Here is a 22,946-nt window from a genome sequence, read left to right on the forward strand (position 1 = left end):
GACCTGAACCCGTCCCGTACACAAGTCCACGCGCGTGCCGCGCGACGTGGCACCGCCCGCGGATCTGTGCTTGAGTGAATCCTGTGGGGGTGGATCGCTGGACGCGTGATCAGGTGTTGGAGCTCGCGCCGGACGTCTCGTCGGCTCGGGCGGGTGAGAAACTGAGCGCGCCCGCGCCCTGGTCGGGCATCGGAACCACGCCGACCGCGGTCTGGGGGCAGTGTCAGGGCAGCGGCAAGCGGCCCTACCAGACCGTCGTGGAGCTCGCGGAACCCGCGTACAAGTGCTCGTGCCCGTCGCGCAAGTTCCCGTGCAAGCATGCCCTCGGCCTCCTGCTGCTCTGGGCCGACGGCGGCGTTCCGGACGCGCAGGAACCCGCTGACTTCGCCGCGACGTGGCTCGATTCCCGCAGCGAACGCCGCGCGCAGGCCGTCGATCGGGCCGCGGCACCGAAGGATCCCGAACGTTCCGCCCGCACGGCGGCCCAGCGCACCGAGACCGTCGCCGGCGGCATCGCGGAACTGCGACTCTGGCTGCTCGACCAGGTGCACGCCGGGCTCTCGGGAATGGACGGTGACGCGTATTCGCGCGTGGATCCCCTGGCCCGCCGACTCGTCGACGCGAAGGCCCCCGGGCTGGCCACCCGGGTGCGGCGCCTGCCGCAGACCGTCGTCGGCGCGGGCTGGCCGGACCGGCTCCTGCGGGAGCTCGGGCTGCTCTGGATGCTCGCCGAGGCCCACACCCGCTTGGACGCACTCCCCGACGAGATCGCCGCCACCGTCCGGCGCCACGTCGGATATCCCGTGGCCTCCGCCGATGTCCTCGCCGGTCCCGCGATCGACGACGCGTGGACGGCGTTGGGGCGCACCGAGACCGTCGAGGAGAACGTTACGACCCGGCGGACCTGGCTGCACGGCCAGGAGACCGGCCGGTGGGCCGTGATCCTCGACTTCAAGGTCCGCGGCGGTCCGTCGCTCCCCCGCCGCCCCGCTGTCGGCGCCACGGAGGTCGGGCCACTCGCCTTCCACCCGGACGGCCTGCGCGCGCTCGTCGCCGGGGACATGGCGGGCCGTCGGCCGGCGGTGGTTCGAGCCGGGGTCACCTGCGAGCGGGCCCGCGCGGATCGCGCCCGACGGTGCGCCGCCGACCCGTGGGTCGTGGACCACCCGGTGCTCCTGGCCGGAACTCCCGCCCACTCGGACACTCCGCACCTGGTCGATCGCGACGGCCTCGCGGTCCCGCTGCGCGTCACGGACGAGGCGTGGTGGACGCTGCTCGCCGTGTCCGGCGGGTCCGAGGTGGTCGTCGCGGGCCTCCTCGACGCGACGGCGTTCGTCCCACTGTCGGTCCTGGCGCACGACAAGGTGGTCGCGCTGTGACCGCCGAACACTGGCCGGCAACTGTGTCCGCGGCGCTGCTCGGCACCGGGACCCGCCGGACGGAGCGCACGGGCGCCGACCCCGTGATCTCCGGCGCCCTCGCCCGTGTTCCCGCGGACGCACCGCCGAACATCCTGGTCCTGCACACCGCCGCCCTGACCGCGACCGCACTCAATGCCGAAGGCGCCGCACCGATCCGGGGGCTCACGCCGCTCCCGGCCGCCGACGAGGACCCGCGCCCGCCCATGCCACGCGCGCTGGCCGGCACCGTCGTCTCCGCATTGCGCTATCCCGATAGCGAGACCTGGTGCCTCGGCCGCGTCGCCGAGGCCGGGCTGCGCGCGCCGACCGACCTCATCCCCCGCCTCCTGCGCTTCACGGCCGAGCGTCCCGGCGCAGCGGCGCCTGTGAGTACCCTCGTCGGGCCCCGCGGCGCCTGGCTCGCGGCGGCGGCACCGTCGATCGGTGCCCGACTCGACGGGGATCGCCCCGACCCAGCGGACTGGGAAGACGGTTCCGACGAAGCGCGGGCGCGTTACGTGCGTTCCGTCCGCCGGACCGATCCGGCGGCCGCGACCGAGTTGGTCGACGCCGCCTGGAAGGACACGCGGGTGGCCGGCCGCGCCGCGCTGCTGCGCGCGCTGGCGGTGATCCCCGCCGGCCCCGGCGACGACGCACTGCTCGAGCGTGCGCTCGACGACCGGAGCAAGGAGGTCCGTGCGGCGGCGCAGGAGGCGCTGGCCGGTGGTGTCGGCACCTCGTACCACCGACGGATGCGCGACCGGGCGCGCGAGCACGTCTCGCTGAGCCGCGGGCTCCTCGGGGGCCTCAAGCTCACGGTCCGCACCCCGGACGGTCTCGACGCGGCGGACACGCGGGACGGCATCGTCGGGCATCGATCCGGGATGGGGCGCACGTGGCGCAGGCAGTGGGCCGACCAGATCACCGCGGCGCTGCCGCTGGCGGACTGGGAGGACCTGCTCGGCGCCGCACCGTCGGATCTTGTGACGGCGCGCGACGACCGGGACGACCTGCTGCCGGGCTGGATCGCCGCCGCCGCGCGGCGCCCCGACCCGCGCTGGACAGCCGCCCTCGCCTCGACGGGCGCACCCGGCGCTCTCGCACTCCTTCCCGGCCCATGGCCGCCCGACCTCGCGGATCGCGTGGGCACGATCCTGTACAGGGCTGCGCAGGGCACCGACTGGCAGCTCGACGAGGGCGTCGACGTGCTGCTCGACGCCGCTGCCGCCCGGCTCCCCGTGGGCCCGGCATCGCCGTGGCCCGACCGGGCCGCACAGATCCTCGCCGCGGCGTCGCCCGTGCGCGCTCGATACTTCGCCGCACTGCCCGAGATCCTCCGCCTGCGCACCGCCATCGAACAGGAGCTGCCATGACTGCCACCCCCACAGGCGACACCGCCGATCTGCTGCGGCCGCACGCCGAGCAGGTGTACTCCGCCGAACTCGCGGCGCTCGCCCAGCAGGATTCGGCGGCGCGGCCCGCCCACTGGCGTCTGTCGCCGTCCGCTGTTGTCGACTACCTCTGCGGGACGACGCTTCCCGACGGTGCCGTCGTCACGCCCAAGTACATCGGCCCACGGCGCCTGATGGAGGTCGCCGTCGCGACGCTGGCCACCGACCGGGCCCTGCTTCTCCTCGGCGTGCCGGGTACCGCGAAGACGTGGGTGTCGGAGCACCTCGCCGCGGCGATCAGCGGCGACTCGACGCTGCTCGTCCAGGGCACCGCGGGCACCCCGGAGGAGGCGATCCGGTACGGCTGGAATTACGCCCGGCTCATCGCCGAGGGGCCCAGCCGGGAGGCGCTCGTCCCCTCGCCCATCATGACCGCGATGGCCGAGGGGCGCGTCGCGCGCCTCGAGGAGCTCACCCGCATCCCGTCGGACGTGCAGGACGCTCTCATCACGGTGCTCTCGGAGAAGACGCTCCCCGTCCCGGAGCTGGGAATGGAAGTGCAAGCCGCGAAGGGGTTCTCGCTGATCGCGACCGCGAACGACCGGGACCGCGGCGTCAACGAGCTGTCGTCCGCGCTGCGCCGCCGGTTCAACACCGTGGTCCTCCCCCTGCCCGCGACGGCCGACGACGAGGTGCGGATCGTCTCGCAGCGGGTGGCCTCGCTCGGCCGCGCGCTCGATCTCCCCGAGCTCCCCGCCGCGGCGGACGAGATCCGCCGGGTCGTCACCGTGTTCCGCGAGCTGCGATCGGGGCTCACCGAGGACGGACGGACGAAGGTCAAGCAGCCCAGCGGCACGCTCTCCACCGCGGAGGCGATCTCGGTCATCACCCACGGCACGGCGATGGCGGCCCACTTCGGCGACGGGGTCCTCCGGCCGGACGACGTCGCCGCGTCGATCCGGGGCGCCGTCGTCAAGGATCCGGTCGCCGATGCCGTCGCCTGGACCGAGTACCTCGAGTCGGTCGTCCGGGAGCGGCCGGGCTGGTCGGACTTCTACCGCGCGGCGCGCGAGACACACTGATCCATGACGTCCGCGGCGCAGGAGGCGCAGGTCCACGTCCTCGGGATCCGGCACCACGGCCCCGGCTCCGCGCGGGCCGTCGTGGCGGAACTCGAACGGCTCCGTCCGGACGCGGTACTGATCGAGGGTCCGTCGGACGCCTCGGAGCTGCTCGCGCACGTCGTCGATCCCGACCTCGTTCCGCCCGTAGCGCTGCTGGGGTACGTGGCCGACGATCCCGCGACGGCCGCATTCTGGCCCTTCGGCGTGTTCTCGCCGGAGTGGCAGGCCGCCCGCTGGGCCGTGGGGCACGACGTCCCCGTCGAGTTCTGCGACCTGCCGGCCGCGCAGTCGCTCGCCGCCCTCGGCGCACCGGTACCGGCGGCCGAGTCCGAGCCGGACGGTGCCGCAACGGAACCCGACGACACGAAGCCGGAGCGGGCACCGTCGGACGAGGATGACCTCCGCACCGACCCCATCGCCGCACTCGCAGCGGCTGCGGGCTACGACGACCCGGAGCGCTGGTGGGACGACGTCATCGAATCCCGGGGCGAGGGTGACGTCTTCGAGTCTCTCGCCGAGGCGATGCGCGCGGTCCGCGAGCACGTGGAGGCCGCGCCGGCCGACGGTGCCGAGCCGACCCGCGAGCAGCGGCGCGAGGCGTTCATGCGCAAGTGCCTGCGTGCAGCCCTGAAACGCGACGGGGTGCGCACGGTCGTGGTGGTCTGCGGCGCCTGGCACGTCCCCGCGCTGACGGGCACTCTGCCGACGGCTGCCGCCGACAACCGGATCCTCGCCGGAGCGCCCAAGGTGCGCGCGCGGTCCGCGTGGGTGCCGTGGTCGTACTCGCGCCTGTCCACGGCGTCGGGCTACGGCGCCGGCGTCACGTCCCCGGGCTGGTACCACCACCTGTTCACCACCGAACCCGACGAGGTCGTGGTCCGGTGGCTGACGCTCGTCGCGGAACTCCTGCGCGCGGAGGACGTCCCCGTCTCGTCGGCGCACATCATCGAGGGCGTCCGGCTCGCCGAGACCCTCGCAACGCTGCGCCGCCGGCCGCTCGCGGGCCTCGCCGAGGTCGACGAGGCCACTCTCGCGGTCCTGTGCGACGGTGCGCCGTCCCTCGCCGAGCTGGTCCGGGAGCGGGCCGTCGTCGGCGAGCGGCTGGGCGCGGTGCCCGAGCACCTGCCGGTCGTGCCGCTGCAGGCCGACCTGGACGCGACCGCGCGCACGCTGCGGCTCAAGCCGGACGCCGCGGTCAAGCAGCTCGTGCTCGACCTGCGCAAGTCGAACGACGTGGCGAAATCCCATCTACTGCATCGCCTCCGCATCCTCGGCGTCGAGTGGGGCGATCCGGCGGAGACCACCGGCAAGGGCACCTTCAAGGAGGGCTGGTCGCTGCAGTGGCGGCCGGAGCTCGCGGTGGACGTGGTAGTCGCGTCCATCTGGGGCACGACGGTGCCCGACGCCGCCGTCCGACGCCTTGAGGCACTGGCGGAGGAGGCGACGACGCTCGCCGAGGTCACGGGTGCGCTGGAGATCGCGCTCGTGGCAGACCTCCCGCCCGCCGTGACCCGCCTGCTCCGGGCAATCTCGGACCGCGCGGCGGTCGCGCACGACGTCGACGCGCTGCTGGCCGCACTGCCCGCGCTCGGCCGGACCCAGCGCTACGGCGATGTCCGCGGCACCGACACCGCCGCGCTCGCCGAGGTGTCCTCGGGGCTCCTGCTCCGCGCCTGCGTGGGTCTGCCGTCCGCGGTCACGGGGCTCGGCGACGAGGCCGCCGGCGTCCTGGCGGGACGGGTGGATCAGGTGGAGGAGGTGATCGGGCTTCTCGGCGACACCGACCGGGACCGTTGGTACGCAGCGCTGCTCACGGTCGCCGACCGCCCCGACGTCCACGGCTCCGTCGTCGGCCGCGTGACCCGGCTGCTGCTCGACAGCGGTGCGATCTCCGGCGAGGACGCCGCGCTGCGCCTGCACCGAGCGTTGTCCGCAGGCGCGGACACGACGGCGAAGGCCGCCTGGATCTCCGGCTTCCTCGGCGGCAGCGGCATCGTCCTCGTGCACGATCCTGCGCTCCTCGCCGTGCTCGACGGCTGGCTGCTCTCGCTCGGCGAGCAGGAGTTCGTCGACGTCCTGCCCCTGCTACGGCGGACCTTCGGCGACTTCGACGCCGGTGTGCGGCGCAACCTCGGCGACCGCGTCGTGCGGCTCGGGGACGACCCGGGCACCGTCGACCCCGAGGCCGCGACGCTCGATGCTCGACTGGCCGGACCCGCCGTCGCGACCGCGGCGCTGCTCCTGGGACTGGCGGAGGTGCCCGCATGAACGAACGGGAACGGCGCTGGCGGCTGCTGCTGGGCGCGTCCGCGTCCGGGTTGCCCACGCCGTCCGGGACGGATGCGCGGATCGACAAGGCGCTCGGTGCGCTCTACGACAACGACGGCCGCCGTGGCGGTCTCGGTGCCTCCGCACCGTCCGTCGTGCGCTGGCTCGGCGACATCCGGGAGTACTTCCCCTCGACGGTGGTGCAGGTCGTCCAGCACGACGCGGTCGAGCGGCTGGGTCTGCATCAGCTGTTGCTCGAGCCCGAGCTGATGGAGGCCGTGGAGCCGAACATCGACCTCGTCACCACCCTCATCACGCTGGGCCGCGCGATCCCCGAGACCTCCAAGGCCACGGCCCGCGCCGTGGTGCGCAAGGTGGTCGAGGAGGTGGAGAAGCGGATCGCCGACCGGACCCGCGCCACCGTCGGCGGCGCCCTGAACCGGGCCGCGCGCACCCACCGGCCGCGCCTGCGCGATGTCGACTGGAACCGGACGATCGCCGCGAACCTGAAGAACTACCTGCCGGAGCAGCGGACCGTCGTGCCCGAGCGGCTCGTCGGCTACGGCCGGCGGTCCCAGGCCGTGTCGAAGGACATCGTGCTGGCGATCGACCAGTCGGGCTCGATGGCCGCATCGGTGGTCTACTCCGCGGTGTTCGGGGCGGTGCTCGCATCGATGCGGTCGGTGCGGACCTCGCTCGTGGTCTTCGACACCGAGGTCGTCGACCTCACCGAGCAGCTCGACGATCCCGTCGACGTCCTGTTCGGCACCCAGCTCGGCGGCGGCACCGACATCAACCGCGCGATCGCTTACTGCCAGGGCCTGATCACCCGGCCGCAGGAGAGCATCTTCGTGCTCATCTCCGACCTCTACGAGGGCGGCGTGCGGGAGGAGATGCTCACCCGGGTCGCGCAGATGCAGGCCGCCGGGATCCAGGTGGTGGTGCTCCTCGCGCTGTCCGACGAGGGCGCGCCCTCCTTCGACCGGGAGATCGCGGCGGCGCTGTCCGACATGGGGATCCCCGCCTTCGCCTGCACCCCCGACGCCTTCCCCGACCTCCTCGCCGTCGCCCTGAACCGGGGCGACATCATCCGGTGGGCGGACCGCAACGAGCTCAGCAAGCGTGGAATGTCGGATTGACGGCGGCTCTACGACGCATCGGGCAGGGCGATCCCCAGCTCACGGAACACGGCACGGGCACGATCCGGGTAGTCCGTGATCAGGCCGTCCACGCCGTCGCCCAGCAGGGCGCGCATGGTGGCGGGGTCGTTGACGGTCCACGGAACGACCTTCAGCCCGTGCTCGTGCGCGCGCCGGATCAGGGTCGGCGTAGTGAAGCGTATGAAGTCCGCGTCGCCGATGCCGCCGTCCTGCGGGTCGCCCTGCACGGGTGACACGGCGGTGAGGCCCGGGATCGTCTCCTTCGCGGCGCGAATCCAGTCGCCGCCGTAGGTGTCGACGTCCAGACCGAGCCAGGGCGATGCGCCGGGCATCCCGGTCTGCAGGAACTGCTCTCCGTTGGTGAGCGCGATCAGGCCGACTCCTGTCAACTCCGGGCAGCAACGGGCCGATCTCCCGCAGCGCGGTCCAGTCGAAGCTCTGGATCGTGACCTGACGGGACAAGCCGGAGCGGGTGATCTCCCCCGCGACCGCTCGCACGAACTCGCCGCGCGGCGCCGTCTCCGACGGTGCCCCCGCCTCCACCTTGGTCTCGATGTTCATCCGCACCTGCGAGCGTCGCGCGCGGACGAGGTCGAAGAGCTCGTGCAGTTCGGGTATCCGCGCGCCGCTCACGACCCGCTGCGTCGCCGCGACCTTCTCGTATCCGCAGTTCATGGTGCGGATCTGAGCGTAGGTCAGGTCGCGCACGTACTTGCCGACGTACGGGTACTGCGGATCGCCCGGGGTCGCCGGCGCGGTGTCGACGCACTTGCGCGAGTCCACCTTCCGGTCGTGCGTGATCACGACCTTCCGGTCCTTCGTCACCTGCGTGTCCAGCTCCAGGGTCGTGACACCGAGCCGCATGGCCGCGGAGAAGCCCTCCAGCGTGGACTCCGTCTGCAGGCCGAGCCCTCCCCGGTGCGCCTGCAGGTCGACGGTGCGCGGCGCCGCCGGCGTGGAACCCGCCGGCGCGGCGCCTGTCAGCAACGCGAGGGACAGAGACACAACGGACAGGCGGCGCAGGTTCATGCACCGCACGGTAAGCGGCCGCGGTGAACCGGAACTGGCCACTGCGTTACGGGCCGATCAGCCCGACTCTTCGTCAACGTTTCGAGCGGCACCGACGGAGCGATGTGCCACCCGCTCCTGTGCATCTCGATAGATCTGCGTGATCCGGCGCTGCAGTTCCTCCTTCGGAGGTAGGGCCGTCCAATACTCGGCCACGACGATGCCGCCCTTGTGCATCTCGAGCAGTTCGACCTGTTCCCGGCTCGCTTCGGTGCAGAGGATCAGGCCGAGTGGCGCCTCCTCGTCGTCTCGGCGCTCGTAGCGGTTGAGCCACTTGAGGTACAGGTCCATCTGGCCCTTGAACGCCGGACGGAACTTTCCGACCTTGAGTTCGACCGCGATCAGCCGGCGGAGCGGGCGGGAGTAGAAGAGCAGGTCCAGCGTGAAGTCGTCTTCACCGACCGTCATCCGCTTCTGGCGGGCGACGAAGGTCCACCCGGTTGCCGACCTCAAGGAGGAAGGTCTCCATCTCGCGGATGAGCGCCTCTTCCAGATCCCGTTCGGCGTGGACGTCCTTGAGGCCGAGGAAGTCGAGCAGGTACGGATCCCGGAAGCTGTCCAGCGGCACCGCGGACCCGCCAGGGGTCTGGGCGTTCGCGATCTCTCGGCGCTCGTACCCCTGCCTCCCGATCAGCTCCCGGAGCGCGCGGACACTGAGTCGCGCGTCGAGCGCCTGCTGGACGTAGAAGGCTCTCGCCTCAGCCGAGTACACGGGCAGGAGCACCTTGAAGTGGCTCCAGCTCAATTGTTGCCCCAGCGTGGCCACAATCTGACGGTCTGGAAACACCTGGTAGAAGCGCACCATCCGATGGAGGCTTGACTTGTCGAACCCACGGCCGAAACGCTCCGTCAATTGTGGCGACAGTGTGGCCACAATCTCCTGAGCGTATTCGGCCCGTTCACCGGCGAGGACCTCCGTCCCGACGAGACAACCGATCTGCCAATTCATCAGCGTCAGAGCTACGTTCGCCTGCGCCGCGACCGCAGTGCGCGTCTCCTCGATCAATACCGAGACCTGCTCGAACAGGTCGCCCGAGCCCCTCGCCGCTACCAACTCTCCCATGTCCCCGTCCCTCCGCTGCCGTCCTACGGACGACGCTATCGGGGACGTATGACAGGTTTTGCCCGATCCTGGTGTGTCAGTCGATCTTGATGAACGTGACGGTGGTGGCCCTGGCCCGACGGAACTCCTGGAAGCGATGCCGGAGGTCGAACCTACCGGAGCCGCTGTACGGCTGGAAGATGTCGAGCCCACGCCCGAGCATGATCCGCCAGCCGGTATCCGTGGTGATCTGGCGGTCGTGGATGCCCAGCCGGAACTCGACGTCGAATTCCACACCGCCCTCGGCCACGGCATTCTTGATCTCCAGCAGCCCGATGAGCTGGGCCCTGTTCCGATCCTCGCTCGTCTTCTCCTCCGCGGTTACCAGCTTGACGGACACCGTGTCCTCCGCGACCTTCGCGCCGATGACCTCGAGCAGGAGATCGTAGAGGTTGCGCAGTTGGTAGGGCGCGCGGATGTACGGATCGATGATCTCGATCTTCGTCGCGCCGACCAGATGTGGCAGAAGCAGATTCGCGTAGGAATGCCCGATCGAGTCGTCGGGTACGTCGATGACCCCGGTGAACAGTTCCTCCACGTACGGGCCGTCGGCAGCGGCCACGGTGGTCCCGCCGAGCGGCACCCTCCCGCCCGCGCTGTCCGACGATGCCTCGCCCAGATCCGCGGCATCGCCGGCTGCGACCGCCGCATCGCGGTGGTACAGACGCGGATAGTCGAGTTCCTCGCGGGTCGCGACATCGTGCCATGCGCCGCGGGCGTCCGTGTACCCGAAGGTCACGTCGTCCATCGTCGAATCGATGCGGAGGATCTGGTCCTTGACGCGCTTACGGCCCTCGATGGCGAACCGCAAGAGCGTTTCGATCTCGGCCGGCTGCGCTTCGCCTCCCGGGTGGATCAGCTTCATCAGACCGGAGAAGGTCTTGCGCACGCCGTCGCGGTCGCGCTGCGAGATCTGCTCACTCAGGGTGAACCCGCCGGCGTACCGATCGGAGAAGTCGAGCGCGCGCAGATGCCGCAACGCCTCCGCCAGGTAATCCACGACGAATCCGTACCCGCTGGTGAACAATTCACGGCGGATGATCTCGACCTCCCAACCGGGGAGGTAGTGATGGATCCGGTCGAGGTACGCGGCATCGTGATACGACTCCGGCAACGCTTCGAACAGGTCGGAATGCGCGAGCATCGTCGGGACCGGGCGAGAGGTGTTGCCGATGAACACCATCGACGCCTCGGCGGTCTGCGTGTCGGTGCCGCGCGAGAACGACTTGTTCGCCATGTAGTTCTTCATGATGTCGACAAGAGTCTTGTCGACGCGCTTCTGGCCCGCGAACTCGTCGAACGCGACCACGTCCCAGTAGCCCACGAGGCCGATCGACTTGCTCGCGTTGTTCACGAACAGCTTCGCCGCAGTTACCTCTCCGCCAGAAATGAGGGTCCCGTGCGGCGAGAACTCCGAGTACACATGCGATTTGCCGGTGCCCTTCGGACCGAGCTCGACGAGGTTGTAGTTGCGCTCCACGAACGGCACCAGCCGCACCAGCTGCAGCAGTTTCGCCCGGGACGACAGTTTCGACGGTTCGAATCCGATCGTGCTGACCAACAGGTCGATCCACTCGTCGGTGGTGAACGATTCCCGCGCGGCGATGTACCTCGTGGCATCGAACTGACCCAGTTGGATGGGCCGCAGCGCCGCGATCATCCATCGATCGTCCGTCGCCTCCCCGCCGAGGTACTCGACGTCGACCATGCACCACACGCCCCCGGTGAGCAGCTTCCGGTTGTTCCGGACGGTGCCGTCATCGATCGGCACACCGCGTAACCCGAGGTTGCCGAACGAGGCTGTGTGCTTGTCCCGCTTCTCGTCGAGCACCACCGAGATCTTGTCGATCACCCGGTGCTTCCCGCGGTCCCTGATCGTCGACTTGATCAGCTCCGCCTCGCCGCGGTGCACGTAGTGCTTAGCGAGGATGTCCCGCACGGCTTCGATCCCGGACTCTATCGTCGCCGGATCGTCGGTCGCGCAGTACTGCGCGAGGAGGAACTCGAGCACGTAGCCCGGCACGACCGCGTTGCCCTTGATCCGGCCGACCAGGTCCTTGCGCACCACGAAGCCGGGGAACTGCACGTTCGCCTTCGCGTCCAGTTCACTCGTGTCGGTGATGCCCGCATCGGGTTCCGCCGAAGGATCGTCGTCGATCGGAGCGTCGCTCACCAGATCGCCGTCACTCTCAGAAAGCGTCATTGAAACCTCCGAAACCGCGCTGCAGTGTCGCGGTGGTGCTCTGGTAGGGAGTGGTATGACCGTTGATCCGCTCCTCCGCGCGGATCGTGATCACCTGGCCGTTGTACCGGTCTGCCTCCTCGTTCAGCACGAGTTCGACGGTGCGGCCCCGGTCGCGGATGTCCTGCGCCTCGCTCGCCACATCGACCGTCCGCTCCCCGGATAGCAGCGCACCGTCGGGCGCGTACACACCGATAACGAGCTCACGGCCGCGTGTCTTGCCCTGCACCGGGTCGCGTTGCAGCAGGGTGACCATGACGGTGCTCGTCGTGATTGTGGGAGTGCTGACGTTGACGTCCACCGTCACCTTGCTCACCGCGGAGTTGCGCCCGCGAATGAGCGTCACGAGTGGCACGACCACCTCCTGCAGCGACGCCCCGCCGTGCACGTACTGGTAGCCGGCTCCCTGCTTGCGCAGCCTGTGCAATCCGCGCGGAATCTGCACTTCGTCTCCGCTGTCGTAGCCGAGCGCCTGCGGCGTCCACGTGCGGAAGGCGGCTTGGTCCTTGAGTCCGTCGCCGATCACGTGGCGGCGTCCGAACGCCACCACTTCACCCTGCGGCGTCTCGCTCAAGTACTCGGTGGGTTCGAGGTCCGAACGCTGATAGAGGAACCCGTGGTCCGCCGTGACCAGGACGCGACTAGCGCGCATCTTCCCACTGCCGAAGCTCTTGATGATCCGCAGCAGATCGCCCACCGCGGTCGCGCAGGCGTCAGGGACCTGGTGCGGCGCCTTGTGGCCGGCCTTATCAATCGTGTCGTGGTAGACGACGAGCGCATCATTGCTCTGCCACAATGCGTTCCGGTCCGCCGGACTCATCGACATCACGTCGTCGAAGTCGATCGCCGTGGCGTGCACCTTGGCCCACAGCGTGTTCCGAGCGGGCAGTCCGGAGGTGGAGGCACCGTCGACCCGGACGGACTCCCCGTGCAGGCTGAGCCTGCTGTGGGGCAGCATCGCCGCCATCCCCGCGAAGGTCAAGGAGGGAAGGGGTGCGAGCCGCGGTTCGACGATGGCGTCGAACCAGTCGTTCTCCCGGTTCGCGCGCTGCGCGAGCTCGAGACCCACCTCGTAGCGGAACGCATCGGAGATGACGACGAGAGTCTTCGCCTTGGCCGGCAGGTCGTGGGCTGCGAATCCGCGCAGCGGCTCGACTCCTGGCACTGCCCACTCCGTCAGCGCGTCGACCTGCTCCTGCCATGCGGCGGCAAGCGGGCGCTGGTATTTGAGGAGGTACTGCTTCTCGACCTTGTCCGCCAATTCCGTGGGCAACTCGGTCTCGGCGGTCGCGAAGTAGTTGCGGAATCTCCGGTACGCACCGTCGATGGGAGCCCACGACGAGGCATAGCTGCGGACACCGTCCGTGGCGTCGGCCATCACGGGGAGGAACGCTTCGATCCGGGTGAGGCACTCCGCAGCTGCCTCGAGCGCGGCGTAGGAGTTCTGCTGGTCGATGAACCACGTGGTGCTGCGCCGCTTCGCGAGGATCTCTCGTACCGCATCGGGCGCGAGTTCACGCCGGTGGATGGCGGCCGCAAGCCTGCCGATGACGACCTCGTCGACGACCGGGAAGACGTTGCCTGCGGCCAGTTCGTCGAGCGGGTGGCCGGCACCGCGCAGGCGGTCGATGATGTTCAGGTCACGCTCGGCGGTCCGCGCCAGATACGTGAATAGCTGGTCGTACTGACGGCCGTCGCGCAGCCGCTCGAAGTCGATCCGTGCCGGGTTGCGGGCGTCGGGCCATTGCCGCCAGGCCTGGTCGAACAACCATGTCACCAGGCCGGCTACGCTCGGTGAGTCGGTTCGGTAACCGTAGATATCGGCGCATCCGCTCCACAGGAAGTCCGTCAGGTCCGCGTCCGCCAGTGTCTGGTACCCGGTGTCCTCGTCGTCGGCGTAATCCACGAACAGCGCGGTCACGATGTCCTGCAGCCGATGGCTGTCCTTCCCCTCCAGCCCCAGGACCTCCGCCGAGAGGAACGCCAGTACCTTGGCGGCGAGATCCTTCGGTGGAAGTGTTGGATCGACGTCGGCCAGCCGCGCGCGTACCGCGGCAATCCGGCCCGGTACTGCGAACGCGAACGAATGCCGCTCCACGACCGGGTCGACGTCGCGGTCGGTCAGCCCCAGTTCGTGGACCAAGATTGCCGCCGTGTCGGCCGTGAACACGCCGTACCCGGCTTCCAGGTCGAGGAGCCAGTTGTCCGGCCGCGAAGGCCTCTCCCCGGTGCGGTACACGAGGTGCCGGCGCCGCCTGTCGCGCACCGGGTCGTCGAGGTCCGCGTAAACCCGCGTCTTGATCCCCAGCTCATTGCCCTCGACCCGATGCACGACCACGTCGTAGGCCCCAGCGCCGAGGACGCCGACGATCTCGTCGAGACCTGCGGAGTACTCCCCCGAAACGTCGATCCAGGTGATGACCGGGCTGCTGGCGAACCGTTCCGCCAGCAGCTCGCCAATCCGGTTCGACGGTGCTGCCGTCACGACAGACCCTTCACGTACTTCAGGACCGCGCCGAGCTTCGGGTAGTTCTGCTTGACGCCGTCGTCGAGGTCGAGCGCGATCTCCGCGGTGGACAACGGGAACAGCGTGGTGGTCACCCAGTCCTGCACCTCGCGCCGCACCCGAGTCAGCTCGTCCTGCTCCTTGATGAGATCCCTCGCCTCAGACTTGTCAGCGGTGTCGAGGGCGTGCGCGATGGTCGTGAGACGGGCCTCTTGCTTATCCAGCATGTCATTCGCGTAGTTCTCGCGGACGATGCCGAGCGTCGTCGGCGTGTACCGGTGCAGGTAGACCAGCGCGCTGAAGCCCTTGTTGGGTTGCTTCGAATTCGACGACACCTGCCAGTAAATCGGGCGGTTCGAGTACATCTTGAGGTGATCGGCGTAGAAGTCCTTGAGAAAGTACTGCCGCAGATCTTTCCGCTTACCCAATCCGAGCGCGTGTTCGATCCAACTCACGTTTGCGGTGAGATTCTCTTCGCCGAACGCGACGGATAGGAATTCCCGAATACGCGAGAGGATATCGTCCGGGAAATACTCATTCTCCGTGATCGGTACGATCCCGTCATCGTCCGGTCGAAACCGCGAGTTCGGTACCTTGACCTCAAAATCTGCGATGGTCGAACCCGCATCCGCCAAAATCAGACCAGGTTCATCCAAGCTGTACCGGCCCATGATGCACCCGACGGCGTATGACAGGAGCTCCCGAGCAAGGTCTTGATCGAATAACGCGCGGTATTCCTCTTCGCGCCTGGAGCGCGAATTGCTCGGACGGTACCTGAAGTGCGGATTAAGAGTCACCGACACCTTATCGATGGATACGGCGACAGGAACCTCCGCCTGCAGGCCATACGCACGTGCGAATAGTTCGTTATTTCTCTGCTCGAGCGAGCGAGCCTCTTCCGCAATAGCGATCGAGTTTCCCCACAGGATTCCCGAGGCCTCAACCAGATCCGAGCAACCCAGACCAATCGTCGGATGTGAAACAAAATCCCACGAACACTCCCGAGCATTCCAATCCGATCGAAATATCGAGACCAAACGATCTACGCACTCACATACATCGTCAAGCACGTCAGCAATCACCGGTAGATTCCTGACCTGGCCCGCTTCGACGTTGATAGTCGGCGACAGAGCCGCGACCGTTTCACTCGCGCAGGTAGAGTTCAGATACCCAAGAAGGTGGGAGAACGAGATCCCCTGCTCCGGGAATATCGACATTCCAGCAACGTCAAATACGAATCCGGGCGGAAAGTATCTAAACGAGGTATCGCCGGTACCGACCTTCGACCACGAAATCGACGGACGGAAGTAGAAGGAGCGAGACCTGGGAAACGAGTGGCCGAAGCTCTCAATTCTCCTACCCGCATCTTGCCAGTCCACAACTTCAGACATGTTACCGAACCACCGACGAAACTGCCCACCCTTATTGTAGGGAAACCAACGAAATTCAACATTTCGAGAATCCTCTTCGGAGAGGCATTTCGAAGTAAAGCGCGAGATTGCCACTTCATGCCATTGGCGAACGAACCGTTCATTCTTACCAGTGGTGAGACCATTGACCACGTTCGCTACACTCCCAAGCAGCGAGTGACTGTGAAAGGACGACCGCAATCCGTCGGACAACCAATACACGATCGGAGACTCGGGCACTGCCTCAAATTCGTTCATTGAACTGACGAAACGAATTCGCGCGTCACCTTGTGCGTTATTCGCCTGAACTAGACAGGATCGTTTTTCCTCTTCGGATCGACCTTCGACAAGTCGAAAGAATTGCCCGTTTCCAGTCCGCCGGGATGCGATATCAACAACGAATGCGGTGGTCTGCACGACTTCGCCGCCGATCGAGTCGAATCCCCTCGCTCCCAGATGTGCCATGGTCACGATGTGCCCCCACTCTGGCAGCCGCGCGCGGAACTTGCGGTACGAGGTCAGGAACATCCACGACTGCATCGTCACCATTGCGACCGAGCCGGACGGACGAGCGAGCTCCGCGTTCCGCTCGATGAACATCGCATAGAGGTCGGCCTTGGTTTCGGGGAACCGTGCCTTCGCGAAGTCGCTGAGCTGCCCGCCCATGTTGCCGCTGCCCAAGTAGGGCGGGTTGGCAACGACGACGTGGTACTGATCGTCCTCCAGCGCATCTGCCTGCCGGTACAGGCGGCGCGCCCGGACGAGGACCTCGCGACGGGCCTCGAAGGTGGTGTCGGCACCGTCGGACTGCTCGGCGTCGGTGAGGATACGGCGCAGGACGGCCATGCCGACCGGGTCGACGCGGATCAGCGAGCCGAAGGTGTCCGCGTACACGAACGCCTGCAGCAGCGATTCCAGCGCTGCGCGGTCATCGCGACAGAGGCCCCGCGCCAGCAATTCCACATCGTCTCCGTCGAAGGTCAGAGGCTCGATCCGAACGATGTCCGGGCGGACGGGGGCACCGTCGACCTTGCGGGTGAGGAACCTACGGTCCTTCTCCCGAGCCTTCATGGCAAGCGCGAACGACGCGAGCTGCGCGGCGCGCGAGTCGATCTCAAGGCCACGAAGGTTGTGGGTGAGGATCTTCTGCGGAATCTCGGTGCGCGCGTAGCCCGCTTCCTCGTAGATGTGGAAGAGCAGGTCGAAGGCGTAGGTGAGCATGTGGCCGGAGCCGCAGGCCGGGTCGACCAGGCGGATCTCCTCGGGCGATTCGACGGTGATGCCCGTGTCGGGTTGGCCCTCGATCGGCTCGACGAAGTACGGCATGTGCTCGCGCAGAGCGCTGTTCGGGCGAGAGCGAAGCCACAGCCGCCCCAGGGAGTTCTCGACCAGGTACCGCACGATCCAGTGCGGCGTGAACAGCTGGGTGACGGCGGGAAGTTCCGCTGCGTCGATCGGCACCTTGGCCTTGTTGATCTCGTCCTTGAGATCGGAGTTGTAGAACTGATACAGCCAGCCCACCACTTCAACGGTCGCGCAGGCATCGTCGTCCATCACGGTGACGGCCCGCTCGCGAACGGAGGTCGGCGCGAGCAGGTCGGCCGGCACCAGTAGGCGGATCCAGTCGGCCGGGCCGGTGAACACCTCCGGCATCGACGGGTACCAGGCCACGAACATCGCGCGTAACAGGAGCGCGTACGCCTCGAGTTCGGGATTCTCCGAGGTGCGCCGTCCGCTGAGCAACGCGGACACCTCGGTGCGCGTGCGCTCAGGAACCTCATCGCCGAACTCGCCGGACTGAGCCCGGAGGAGGATCTCGGGCAGGTTCGACGCGGAATCCGCCGCGGGCGAGACCACACGGTAGAGCCCGGAGAACCCGCGCACGTCCATGAACCGGGCCGCAGTGAGACGGTTGAACCAGGTGTGGGCGGCGGTGTCCGCGACCCAGGTCTCGCCGTGCTCGGCGACCGCGGCGCGCAGTCCTGCGACGTCGTTCGGGTACTCGGCGGCGATCTTCGGATCGTTCAGCGCCTGGGTCACCAGGCCCGCCATCTGATCGAGGAGGGTGACGCGAGCCGCGGTGGCGAACTTCTCCAGCTTCGACGAATCCATCAGAGGATCACCGTCTTCCCGGCCTCGACCGCAGCGCGCAGAGCACCACCCACCCGTTCGAGGTAGCGGTCAACATCGGCGGAGGTGCGCAGAGTTGCCTGCGAACCATGCACTTCGAGTTCCGAAATGTTGACCGTCTCCGGCTCTGGCTTCGGCGGCTTGCCGCCGCCTCCGTCGGTCCCACGTCCTCCTGAACCGTCCGAATCGAGGTCTTCCGGTTCAGCTCGCCCCGCCACGAGTGCCTTGATGGCGTCGCGGAACGCCGCGTCGAAAGACTGCCGCGCCAGTGCCACTGCGCCGCGAGTGGAGTGTGTTGCCACTGCGTTGCGCATGGTCTGCAGTGCGGTCACCGCGTGTTCCCGCGCCGCTGGGCTCGCGTCCAGGTACTCCTGCGTCGCCCGCAATGCGGCGATACGCTCATCGATCGCCGTGGCTAGTGTGTCGCGGTCGTGCGCCACGGCACCGTCGACGTGCGAGAGCAGGCGCTCGTGGACCCGCTTGATCCGCGGCACGACCTCGCCGCGCAGGAAGTCGGGGTCGCCGAGGTCACCTGTGAGCTGCGCGAGATCGTCGGCGTCCGCGTCGTGCAGCTCGGCTTCCCGGTCCTGCAGGAACCGCTTCGCCGCAGCGATCACGGCCGGCTGCTGACCGTTGAGGAACCCCCGAATCGGATCGAGAGTGTCCTCCTTGAGATCCAGCAGGTCGTCTGCGTCGTCGAGGAACTCACTGAGGTACCACTCGGCCGGACGCCCGTCCACCAGCGCGCGCAGCCGGGCGGCCGCTGCCTGGACCTTCTCGGTGAAGGGGTACGGCTCGCCGGCCCACCGCGCCACCTCGTCGGCGGTGCCGGCCAGCTCGGTCCGCACCTTCTCGATCAGGTCGTCGGTGTTCGAGAACGTGTCGCTGCTGTCGGCGAAGTCCGCGAGGAATCGCTGCAGCTTGCGCACCTTGGCGGGGTCGTGCGCGCGCACCTCGTCCACATGAATCTGACGGTGCTTGTGCCGGTTCGTCAGCTCGCCGGCGATCTCGCTGCGGACGAGGGTCCGCGAGTCGAGCCGCAGGCGCACCCGCCCTGCGACCACGGCATGCGCGATGACGGCGAGCACCGACGTCGTGGACCATCCGAACGGCGGCTTCGCGAAATGCTCCACGAGATGACCGACGGTCGCATCCACCTGACGCGTCTTCGCGTACTGCACCTCGTTGACCACCGTGCGTGCCAGTTCGTCGAGCGACGAGGTCACGTCGAGGTCGAGAGTGTTCTCCTCGCGCAGGATGCGGCCGACGTCGCCGTCCGTGAGACTCGAGGCGGCGCGTGCCTCGTTGATCCGCAGGTACAGCGATTCGATCGCCACCTGCAACCCGGCGTTGACCCGATCCTTCGCGCTGCCGCCGCCGACCTGGATGATCGTCCCGTTGTGGACCAGATCGGCGTTCGCGACGGCACGCGCCACCTCCGCACGTACGGCGCGCCCGCGCTCGACGTTCGCGCGGCCGTGTGAGGCCAGGATTCGCTGGCGCGACTCGGGCAACGTCGACTTCATCTGCAGCTGCACATAGCTGTTGGTGCGGACGAAGAGCTCGATGTCGTCCCTCGTGCGGTCCGTGAGGTCCAGCACCACGAACAGCGCGCCCGCCGCCCCGATCGACTGCTGCTTCACATCGTCGACGGTGCGGTACCCGTACGGGGTGATGAACCGGACGCTCAGCGGCTCGGTTCGCCCCTGCCGCTCGTCGTCGAGCCATCGCTCGAGCCCCAGATCCACACCTGTGGCGTCGTGCCGGATCTTGCCCCCGACACCCGTGGCGGCCACGATCTCGTCGTTGAGGAGCTTCTTGACGTCGGCGTCGTTGCGGGCGTGGTTCTTGATCGCCTTCTCGACGTCCTGTTCCTCGTTCGTCAGGTACGAGTAGGCGTTGCCGGAACGCTGCACATAGGTAGCCCGCTCGAGTTCCTTGAGCGCACGCTCCACGTCGGTGTGCAGGGCTGCGATGTTCGCGTCGATCTCAGGGGTCAGCAGCACCGACAGCGACTGCGGCGTGGCCTCGAACCAGTCGACGTACTTCGTCATGAGCAGCGCCTTGAGCAGCCGCAACTGCAGGTCTCGATCGGGTCCGGTGATGTTGCGCGACGCGCTGATCACGTTCTGCTTGATGTCGGAGTTGAGCGACTTCTCGATGCCGTCGAAGAACATGTCGAACGTGGCGAGCTCGCCCACGCCGGCCGACTTCATCGACGAGCCGATGTCCTTGGTGACCCCCAGCAGCGAACGCTCACCCACCGACGAGTGCTTCCCCGTGAATGCATTGAAATCCGAAAGGCCGCGCATCGCGTCGTGGAACAGCTCGAACTGGTAGTCCACGAACGGGTAGGTGTTCACGAAGTCGGACTCGTTCGCGTAGCTGCTCAACGGGCGCTGGCTCTGCAGCGCGAACAGCGAACGGAACCGCTCGTGCTTGCTCTCATAGGTCCCGGACAGCAGCTCCACGCCGTCCGGCGTCTTCTCCAGTAGGCGCCGCGAGACCACGTCCTTGACGTTGCGAGAATCGAGTTTGAGCGCAACGGCGAAGCGCGCCTGGATCTTCGAGAAGTCCTGCTGCTGCTCCTTCGTCCGGTCCCCCAGGATCGATTCGAGCACCTCCTGTGAGGTCACGAACACCCAGGCGCGACCACGACACCGCGTGTGCAGCGACTCTGTGATGGTCTGAAGGCTCAGCATGAGTTGGGTGTTCTGCCCGATGAACTGCCCGATCTCGTCTACGAAGAAGGCCAGACGGTGCCCGGCCGGTTGCGCATCGAGCCACTGCGCCACTTCCTCGGTGAACGCCTCGATCGACGTGGCACTGTGCGTCTGCCGATAGGTGGCGAGCGGCGCCGAGATCGATTGCCCGGTCACCTCGGCGTAGGCTTTTTCCGCCGCGGCATCGGCGAACACCGCGAGTTCGCGGCCCTGTTCCCACGGCTTGCCGTAGTGCCGCTCGAAGGCGCCCTTGAACTGGTCGAGCACGCCCTGCGCCGCCAGGTCGCGCTCGAACCGCGCGATGTACGGGCTCTTCCCGTACAGCCCGGCCGCGTCGTAGAAGACCTGCACGAACACGTCGAGCAGCGCGCCCGGCTCGTCCTTGTTGTTCTTGTCGACCTTCTCGTCGATGTTGAACAGCAAAGAGGTTGCGGGGATCGCCGCAGCGCGCCCCAGAGCGCCGCGGACGATCGCGTCCTCGGCCGGCAGCTTCGCCTGGAAGTCCGGGACCACGTCCGAGCGGGAGAGCTCCGCTCCCGGCACGTCACCAAGGAGGTAGGCGAGCATCTTGAGCAGATGCGATTTGCCCGAGCCGAAGAACCCGGCGATCCACACCCCGTTCGACGGCGCCTCGCCCGGGAAGGTGTACGCCTCCAACAGGTCCCGCAGGTGATCGGCCACCTCCGCGGTGATCACGTACTCGCGCACCTCTTCGCGCAACTTCCCCGAGCTGGACGCCTTGACCACGCCGTCCAGTGGACGGTCGATGTCCTTCGCCAGGATCTGTTCCAGATTCGTCACGGGTTCCCCAGTTTCAGCAGGTCGAATGCGCGGTAGTAGTCGTCGTCGAGGAGTTGCCCGAACAGCACGAGAGACGCTCCCTGCGTGGGCGATTGCCGGTACTCGCCCGGGAAGACGAGCACCACGGGCAGATCGGACAGCAGTGGCTGCAGGGTGTTGAGGATGGTGTGCGCCCGGACCAGCGGGTACAGCCGCCCGACGTGGGTCAGCACCACCAACTGGGGTGTGGGCTCCTGCGCGCGGACGATGGACGTGATACGCGGCGACAGGTACTTCTGCGGCGAGATCACGTTCCCCACGTCCGCGAACGAATCCTTGGGCAGCGCGGACTCCTGCTCGAGGATCGCGTCCCACTGGCCGGTCTCGGCCCACATCGCCCGCGCGAGGGCCCAGAGGTCCACCTCGCACACCTCGATGCCGTCCGCGCGGAGCCGGCCCACGAGGCGCTTGACCTGCGCACCCACTTCCGGCTCGTCCGCGGCGGGATGCCCGAGGATGAAGTACGGCACTTCGCCGAGCTGCCCCCGCATGTGCAGGAAGTCGTCCGAGCGCATCACCGCGTACGCGCGGTCGAACCGCTCGGCCGGCGACAGATCCTCGTGGATCGGCTCAGTCATGACGGCCCCCTACCTCGGCTCCGATGCCCGCCAGCTGCCCGTCGTGGAGCGGAAGACTCATCACCAGTGACGCGTCCAGCTCGGAGATCACGTGTGCCGTGTCCGACGTCAGCGCCGCCGCGACGACCCGACCGGCTTCGTCCAGGAACCCGGCATCCCGAGCCATCCGGAAGGTGGTCTGGCGGAGTTTCACCCGGGTCGACGGTGCCGCGTCCCGCAGCGCGTCCACCCACGCGGACTGCACGTTCCAGAACGTCTCGAAATCATCGGGTTCGACGAGCGGGCGCTCCGCAAGAAGACGATCTCGGAGCACCTCGCGGCCGAAGTCCCGCAGTAGCCGGTAGCGAGCGCACGCCGCGACCCACAGCAGGATTCGCGACTGCGTGCCAGGGCCGTCAGCGATGATCCGCAGGCCGGCCCGAGGCATCACGGCGAGGCGCTGCACGGCTTCGCTCGTGACGCGGACCGTCGACCTCCGCATCCGCTGCTGGACGACATTCCGTTCCACCGCGACAGACCGTGCGCGCGACGCATCGCCTTCGGACAACAGGAGCCCTGCCACCGCAGCGGACTCAGTCACCATCAATCCACCGGTGGTGAAGGACAGGCGATAGGGCTCCCCAGCCATTGACCCTCACCCCCATGCAAGCACTCGAACCGGACGATTTTCCCATGTATACATGGTGGCTCCGACAATCGGCCGACCGCACCCTTGACCAGTGCCGAAGTCCCCGATCGAGGAAGAGCTGTCGCACCGGCTCGGAACCGAGATCGGACGGCTGCGCGTGGATCGCGGACTCAGTCAGGAAGCGCTGGCCGCCGAGGTCGGGATCAGCACCAACCACCTCCAACTTTTGGAGAGCGGACTATCGGATCGCCGCAAGGGCACGCCGGCGAACCCGCGGTTCACAACCCTCGTCGCACTCAGCAACGCCCTCGGCGTGAACCTCTCGGACCTGATCCGCCGGATCGCCGAGTAGCCATTTCCCGTTGAGAAGCGCCGGT

The 22,946-nt window shown here is 67.9% G+C and carries 15 protein-coding genes and 1 pseudogene; 6 read left to right on the forward strand and 10 right to left on the reverse strand.

All coding sequences use genetic code 11. The features are described 5' to 3' along the window. The first annotated feature begins 89 nt into the window (after positions 1-89). The 5 genes from AXK61_RS01175 to AXK61_RS01195 are packed head-to-tail and all read left to right on the forward strand — an operon-like array spanning position 90 to position 7,322. Entirely contained in the window at positions 90-1,379 is a 1,290-nt protein-coding gene (locus tag AXK61_RS01175) for an SWIM zinc finger family protein (RefSeq protein ID WP_231855364.1), read from the forward strand. Next, positions 1,376-2,773 carry a DUF5691 domain-containing protein gene (locus AXK61_RS01180; RefSeq protein ID WP_156485515.1) on the forward strand — a complete coding sequence of 466 codons (1,398 nt, stop codon included), beginning with the start codon at positions 1,376-1,378 and terminating at the stop codon, positions 2,771-2,773. The genes AXK61_RS01175 and AXK61_RS01180 overlap by 4 nt, the downstream gene beginning before the upstream one ends. Continuing rightward, a complete protein-coding gene (locus AXK61_RS01185) occupies positions 2,770-3,873 on the forward strand; it encodes an ATP-binding protein (RefSeq protein ID WP_068743356.1) in 1,104 nt (367 codons plus the stop codon). Before AXK61_RS01180 ends, AXK61_RS01185 begins: the two co-directional genes overlap by 4 nt. Positions 3,874-3,876: 3 nt before the next feature. Next, complete coding sequence (locus tag AXK61_RS01190) at positions 3,877-6,183, forward strand: DUF5682 family protein (RefSeq protein ID WP_068743358.1); 2,307 nt, start codon at positions 3,877-3,879, stop codon at positions 6,181-6,183. Continuing rightward, entirely contained in the window at positions 6,180-7,322 is a 1,143-nt protein-coding gene (locus tag AXK61_RS01195; protein WP_068569484.1) for a VWA domain-containing protein, read from the forward strand. The genes AXK61_RS01190 and AXK61_RS01195 overlap by 4 nt, the downstream gene beginning before the upstream one ends. 8 nt (positions 7,323-7,330) lie before the next feature. Here AXK61_RS01195 and AXK61_RS25955 read toward each other — a convergent pair whose 3' ends face one another. The 10 genes and pseudogenes from AXK61_RS25955 to AXK61_RS01235 all read right to left on the reverse strand — a co-directional run bounded on the left by AXK61_RS25955 (position 7,331) and on the right by AXK61_RS01235 (position 22,569). Beyond that, positions 7,331-7,732 carry a glycerophosphodiester phosphodiesterase gene (locus AXK61_RS25955; protein ID WP_331710542.1) on the reverse strand — a complete coding sequence of 134 codons (402 nt, stop codon included), beginning with the start codon at positions 7,730-7,732 and terminating at the stop codon, positions 7,331-7,333. Between the two features lie 67 nt (positions 7,733-7,799). Next, positions 7,800-8,372, reverse strand: a pseudogene (locus tag AXK61_RS25960) (glycerophosphodiester phosphodiesterase family protein); the annotation flags it as partial. Positions 8,373-8,429: 57 nt separating this feature from the next. Then, on the reverse strand, positions 8,430-8,819 hold the full coding sequence (locus AXK61_RS25280; RefSeq protein ID WP_197466716.1) for a PDDEXK nuclease domain-containing protein: 390 nt from the start codon (positions 8,817-8,819) through the stop codon (positions 8,430-8,432). Then, positions 8,806-9,474, reverse strand: coding sequence for a PDDEXK nuclease domain-containing protein (locus AXK61_RS25285; protein WP_197466717.1), 669 nt, complete (start codon positions 9,472-9,474; stop codon positions 8,806-8,808). Before AXK61_RS25285 ends, AXK61_RS25280 begins: the two co-directional genes overlap by 14 nt. A 76-nt stretch (positions 9,475-9,550) precedes the next feature. Continuing rightward, on the reverse strand, positions 9,551-11,716 hold the full coding sequence (gene brxL, locus AXK61_RS01210) for a BREX system Lon protease-like protein BrxL (RefSeq protein WP_082789162.1): 2,166 nt from the start codon (positions 11,714-11,716) through the stop codon (positions 9,551-9,553). Continuing rightward, a complete protein-coding gene (gene pglZ / locus AXK61_RS01215; RefSeq protein WP_068743360.1) occupies positions 11,703-14,240 on the reverse strand; it encodes a BREX-1 system phosphatase PglZ type A in 2,538 nt (845 codons plus the stop codon). Before pglZ ends, brxL begins: the two co-directional genes overlap by 14 nt. After that, positions 14,237-17,782: a BREX-1 system adenine-specific DNA-methyltransferase PglX gene (gene pglX, locus AXK61_RS24690; protein ID WP_068743362.1), complete on the reverse strand. Its 3,546-nt coding sequence runs from the start codon at positions 17,780-17,782 to the stop codon at positions 14,237-14,239. The genes pglZ and pglX overlap by 4 nt, the downstream gene beginning before the upstream one ends. Then, positions 17,782-21,324, reverse strand: coding sequence for a BREX system P-loop protein BrxC (gene brxC / locus AXK61_RS01225; RefSeq protein WP_068743364.1), 3,543 nt, complete (start codon positions 21,322-21,324; stop codon positions 17,782-17,784). The genes pglX and brxC overlap by 1 nt, the downstream gene beginning before the upstream one ends. Then, positions 21,321-21,941, reverse strand: coding sequence for a DUF1788 domain-containing protein (locus tag AXK61_RS01230; protein ID WP_068743365.1), 621 nt, complete (start codon positions 21,939-21,941; stop codon positions 21,321-21,323). Before AXK61_RS01230 ends, brxC begins: the two co-directional genes overlap by 4 nt. Continuing rightward, positions 21,934-22,569, reverse strand: coding sequence for a DUF1819 family protein (locus AXK61_RS01235; protein WP_068743367.1), 636 nt, complete (start codon positions 22,567-22,569; stop codon positions 21,934-21,936). The genes AXK61_RS01230 and AXK61_RS01235 overlap by 8 nt, the downstream gene beginning before the upstream one ends. A gap of 91 nt (positions 22,570-22,660) precedes the next feature. On the opposite strand from AXK61_RS01235, the gene AXK61_RS01240 reads away from it, so the two are divergent. Beyond that, positions 22,661-22,921, forward strand: a complete 261-nt coding sequence (locus AXK61_RS01240) for a helix-turn-helix domain-containing protein (protein WP_068569477.1) — start codon at positions 22,661-22,663, stop codon at positions 22,919-22,921. Positions 22,922-22,946: the final 25 nt, after the last annotated feature.

It is taken from the genome of Tsukamurella pseudospumae (genome assembly GCF_001575205.1).
Classification (GTDB): Bacteria; Actinomycetota; Actinomycetes; order Mycobacteriales; family Mycobacteriaceae; genus Tsukamurella; species Tsukamurella pseudospumae.

Bases quoted from the DNA above. Each gene is read 5' to 3' on its own strand.
- AXK61_RS01185 (WP_068743356.1), top strand. From the start codon at position 2,770: ATGACTGCCACCCCCACAGGCGACACCGCCGATCTGCTGCGGCCGCAC.
- AXK61_RS01190 (WP_068743358.1), top strand. From the start codon at position 3,877: ATGACGTCCGCGGCGCAGGAGGCGCAGGTCCACGTCCTCGGGATCCGG.
- AXK61_RS01195 (WP_068569484.1), top strand. From the start codon at position 6,180: ATGAACGAACGGGAACGGCGCTGGCGGCTGCTGCTGGGCGCGTCCGCG.
- AXK61_RS25280 (WP_197466716.1), bottom strand. From the start codon at position 8,819: ATGACGGTCGGTGAAGACGACTTCACGCTGGACCTGCTCTTCTACTCC.
- AXK61_RS25285 (WP_197466717.1), bottom strand. From the start codon at position 9,474: ATGGGAGAGTTGGTAGCGGCGAGGGGCTCGGGCGACCTGTTCGAGCAG.
- brxL (WP_082789162.1), bottom strand. From the start codon at position 11,716: ATGACGCTTTCTGAGAGTGACGGCGATCTGGTGAGCGACGCTCCGATC.
- pglX (WP_068743362.1), bottom strand. From the start codon at position 17,782: ATGGATTCGTCGAAGCTGGAGAAGTTCGCCACCGCGGCTCGCGTCACC.
- AXK61_RS01230 (WP_068743365.1), bottom strand. From the start codon at position 21,941: ATGACTGAGCCGATCCACGAGGATCTGTCGCCGGCCGAGCGGTTCGAC.
- AXK61_RS01235 (WP_068743367.1), bottom strand. From the start codon at position 22,569: ATGGCTGGGGAGCCCTATCGCCTGTCCTTCACCACCGGTGGATTGATG.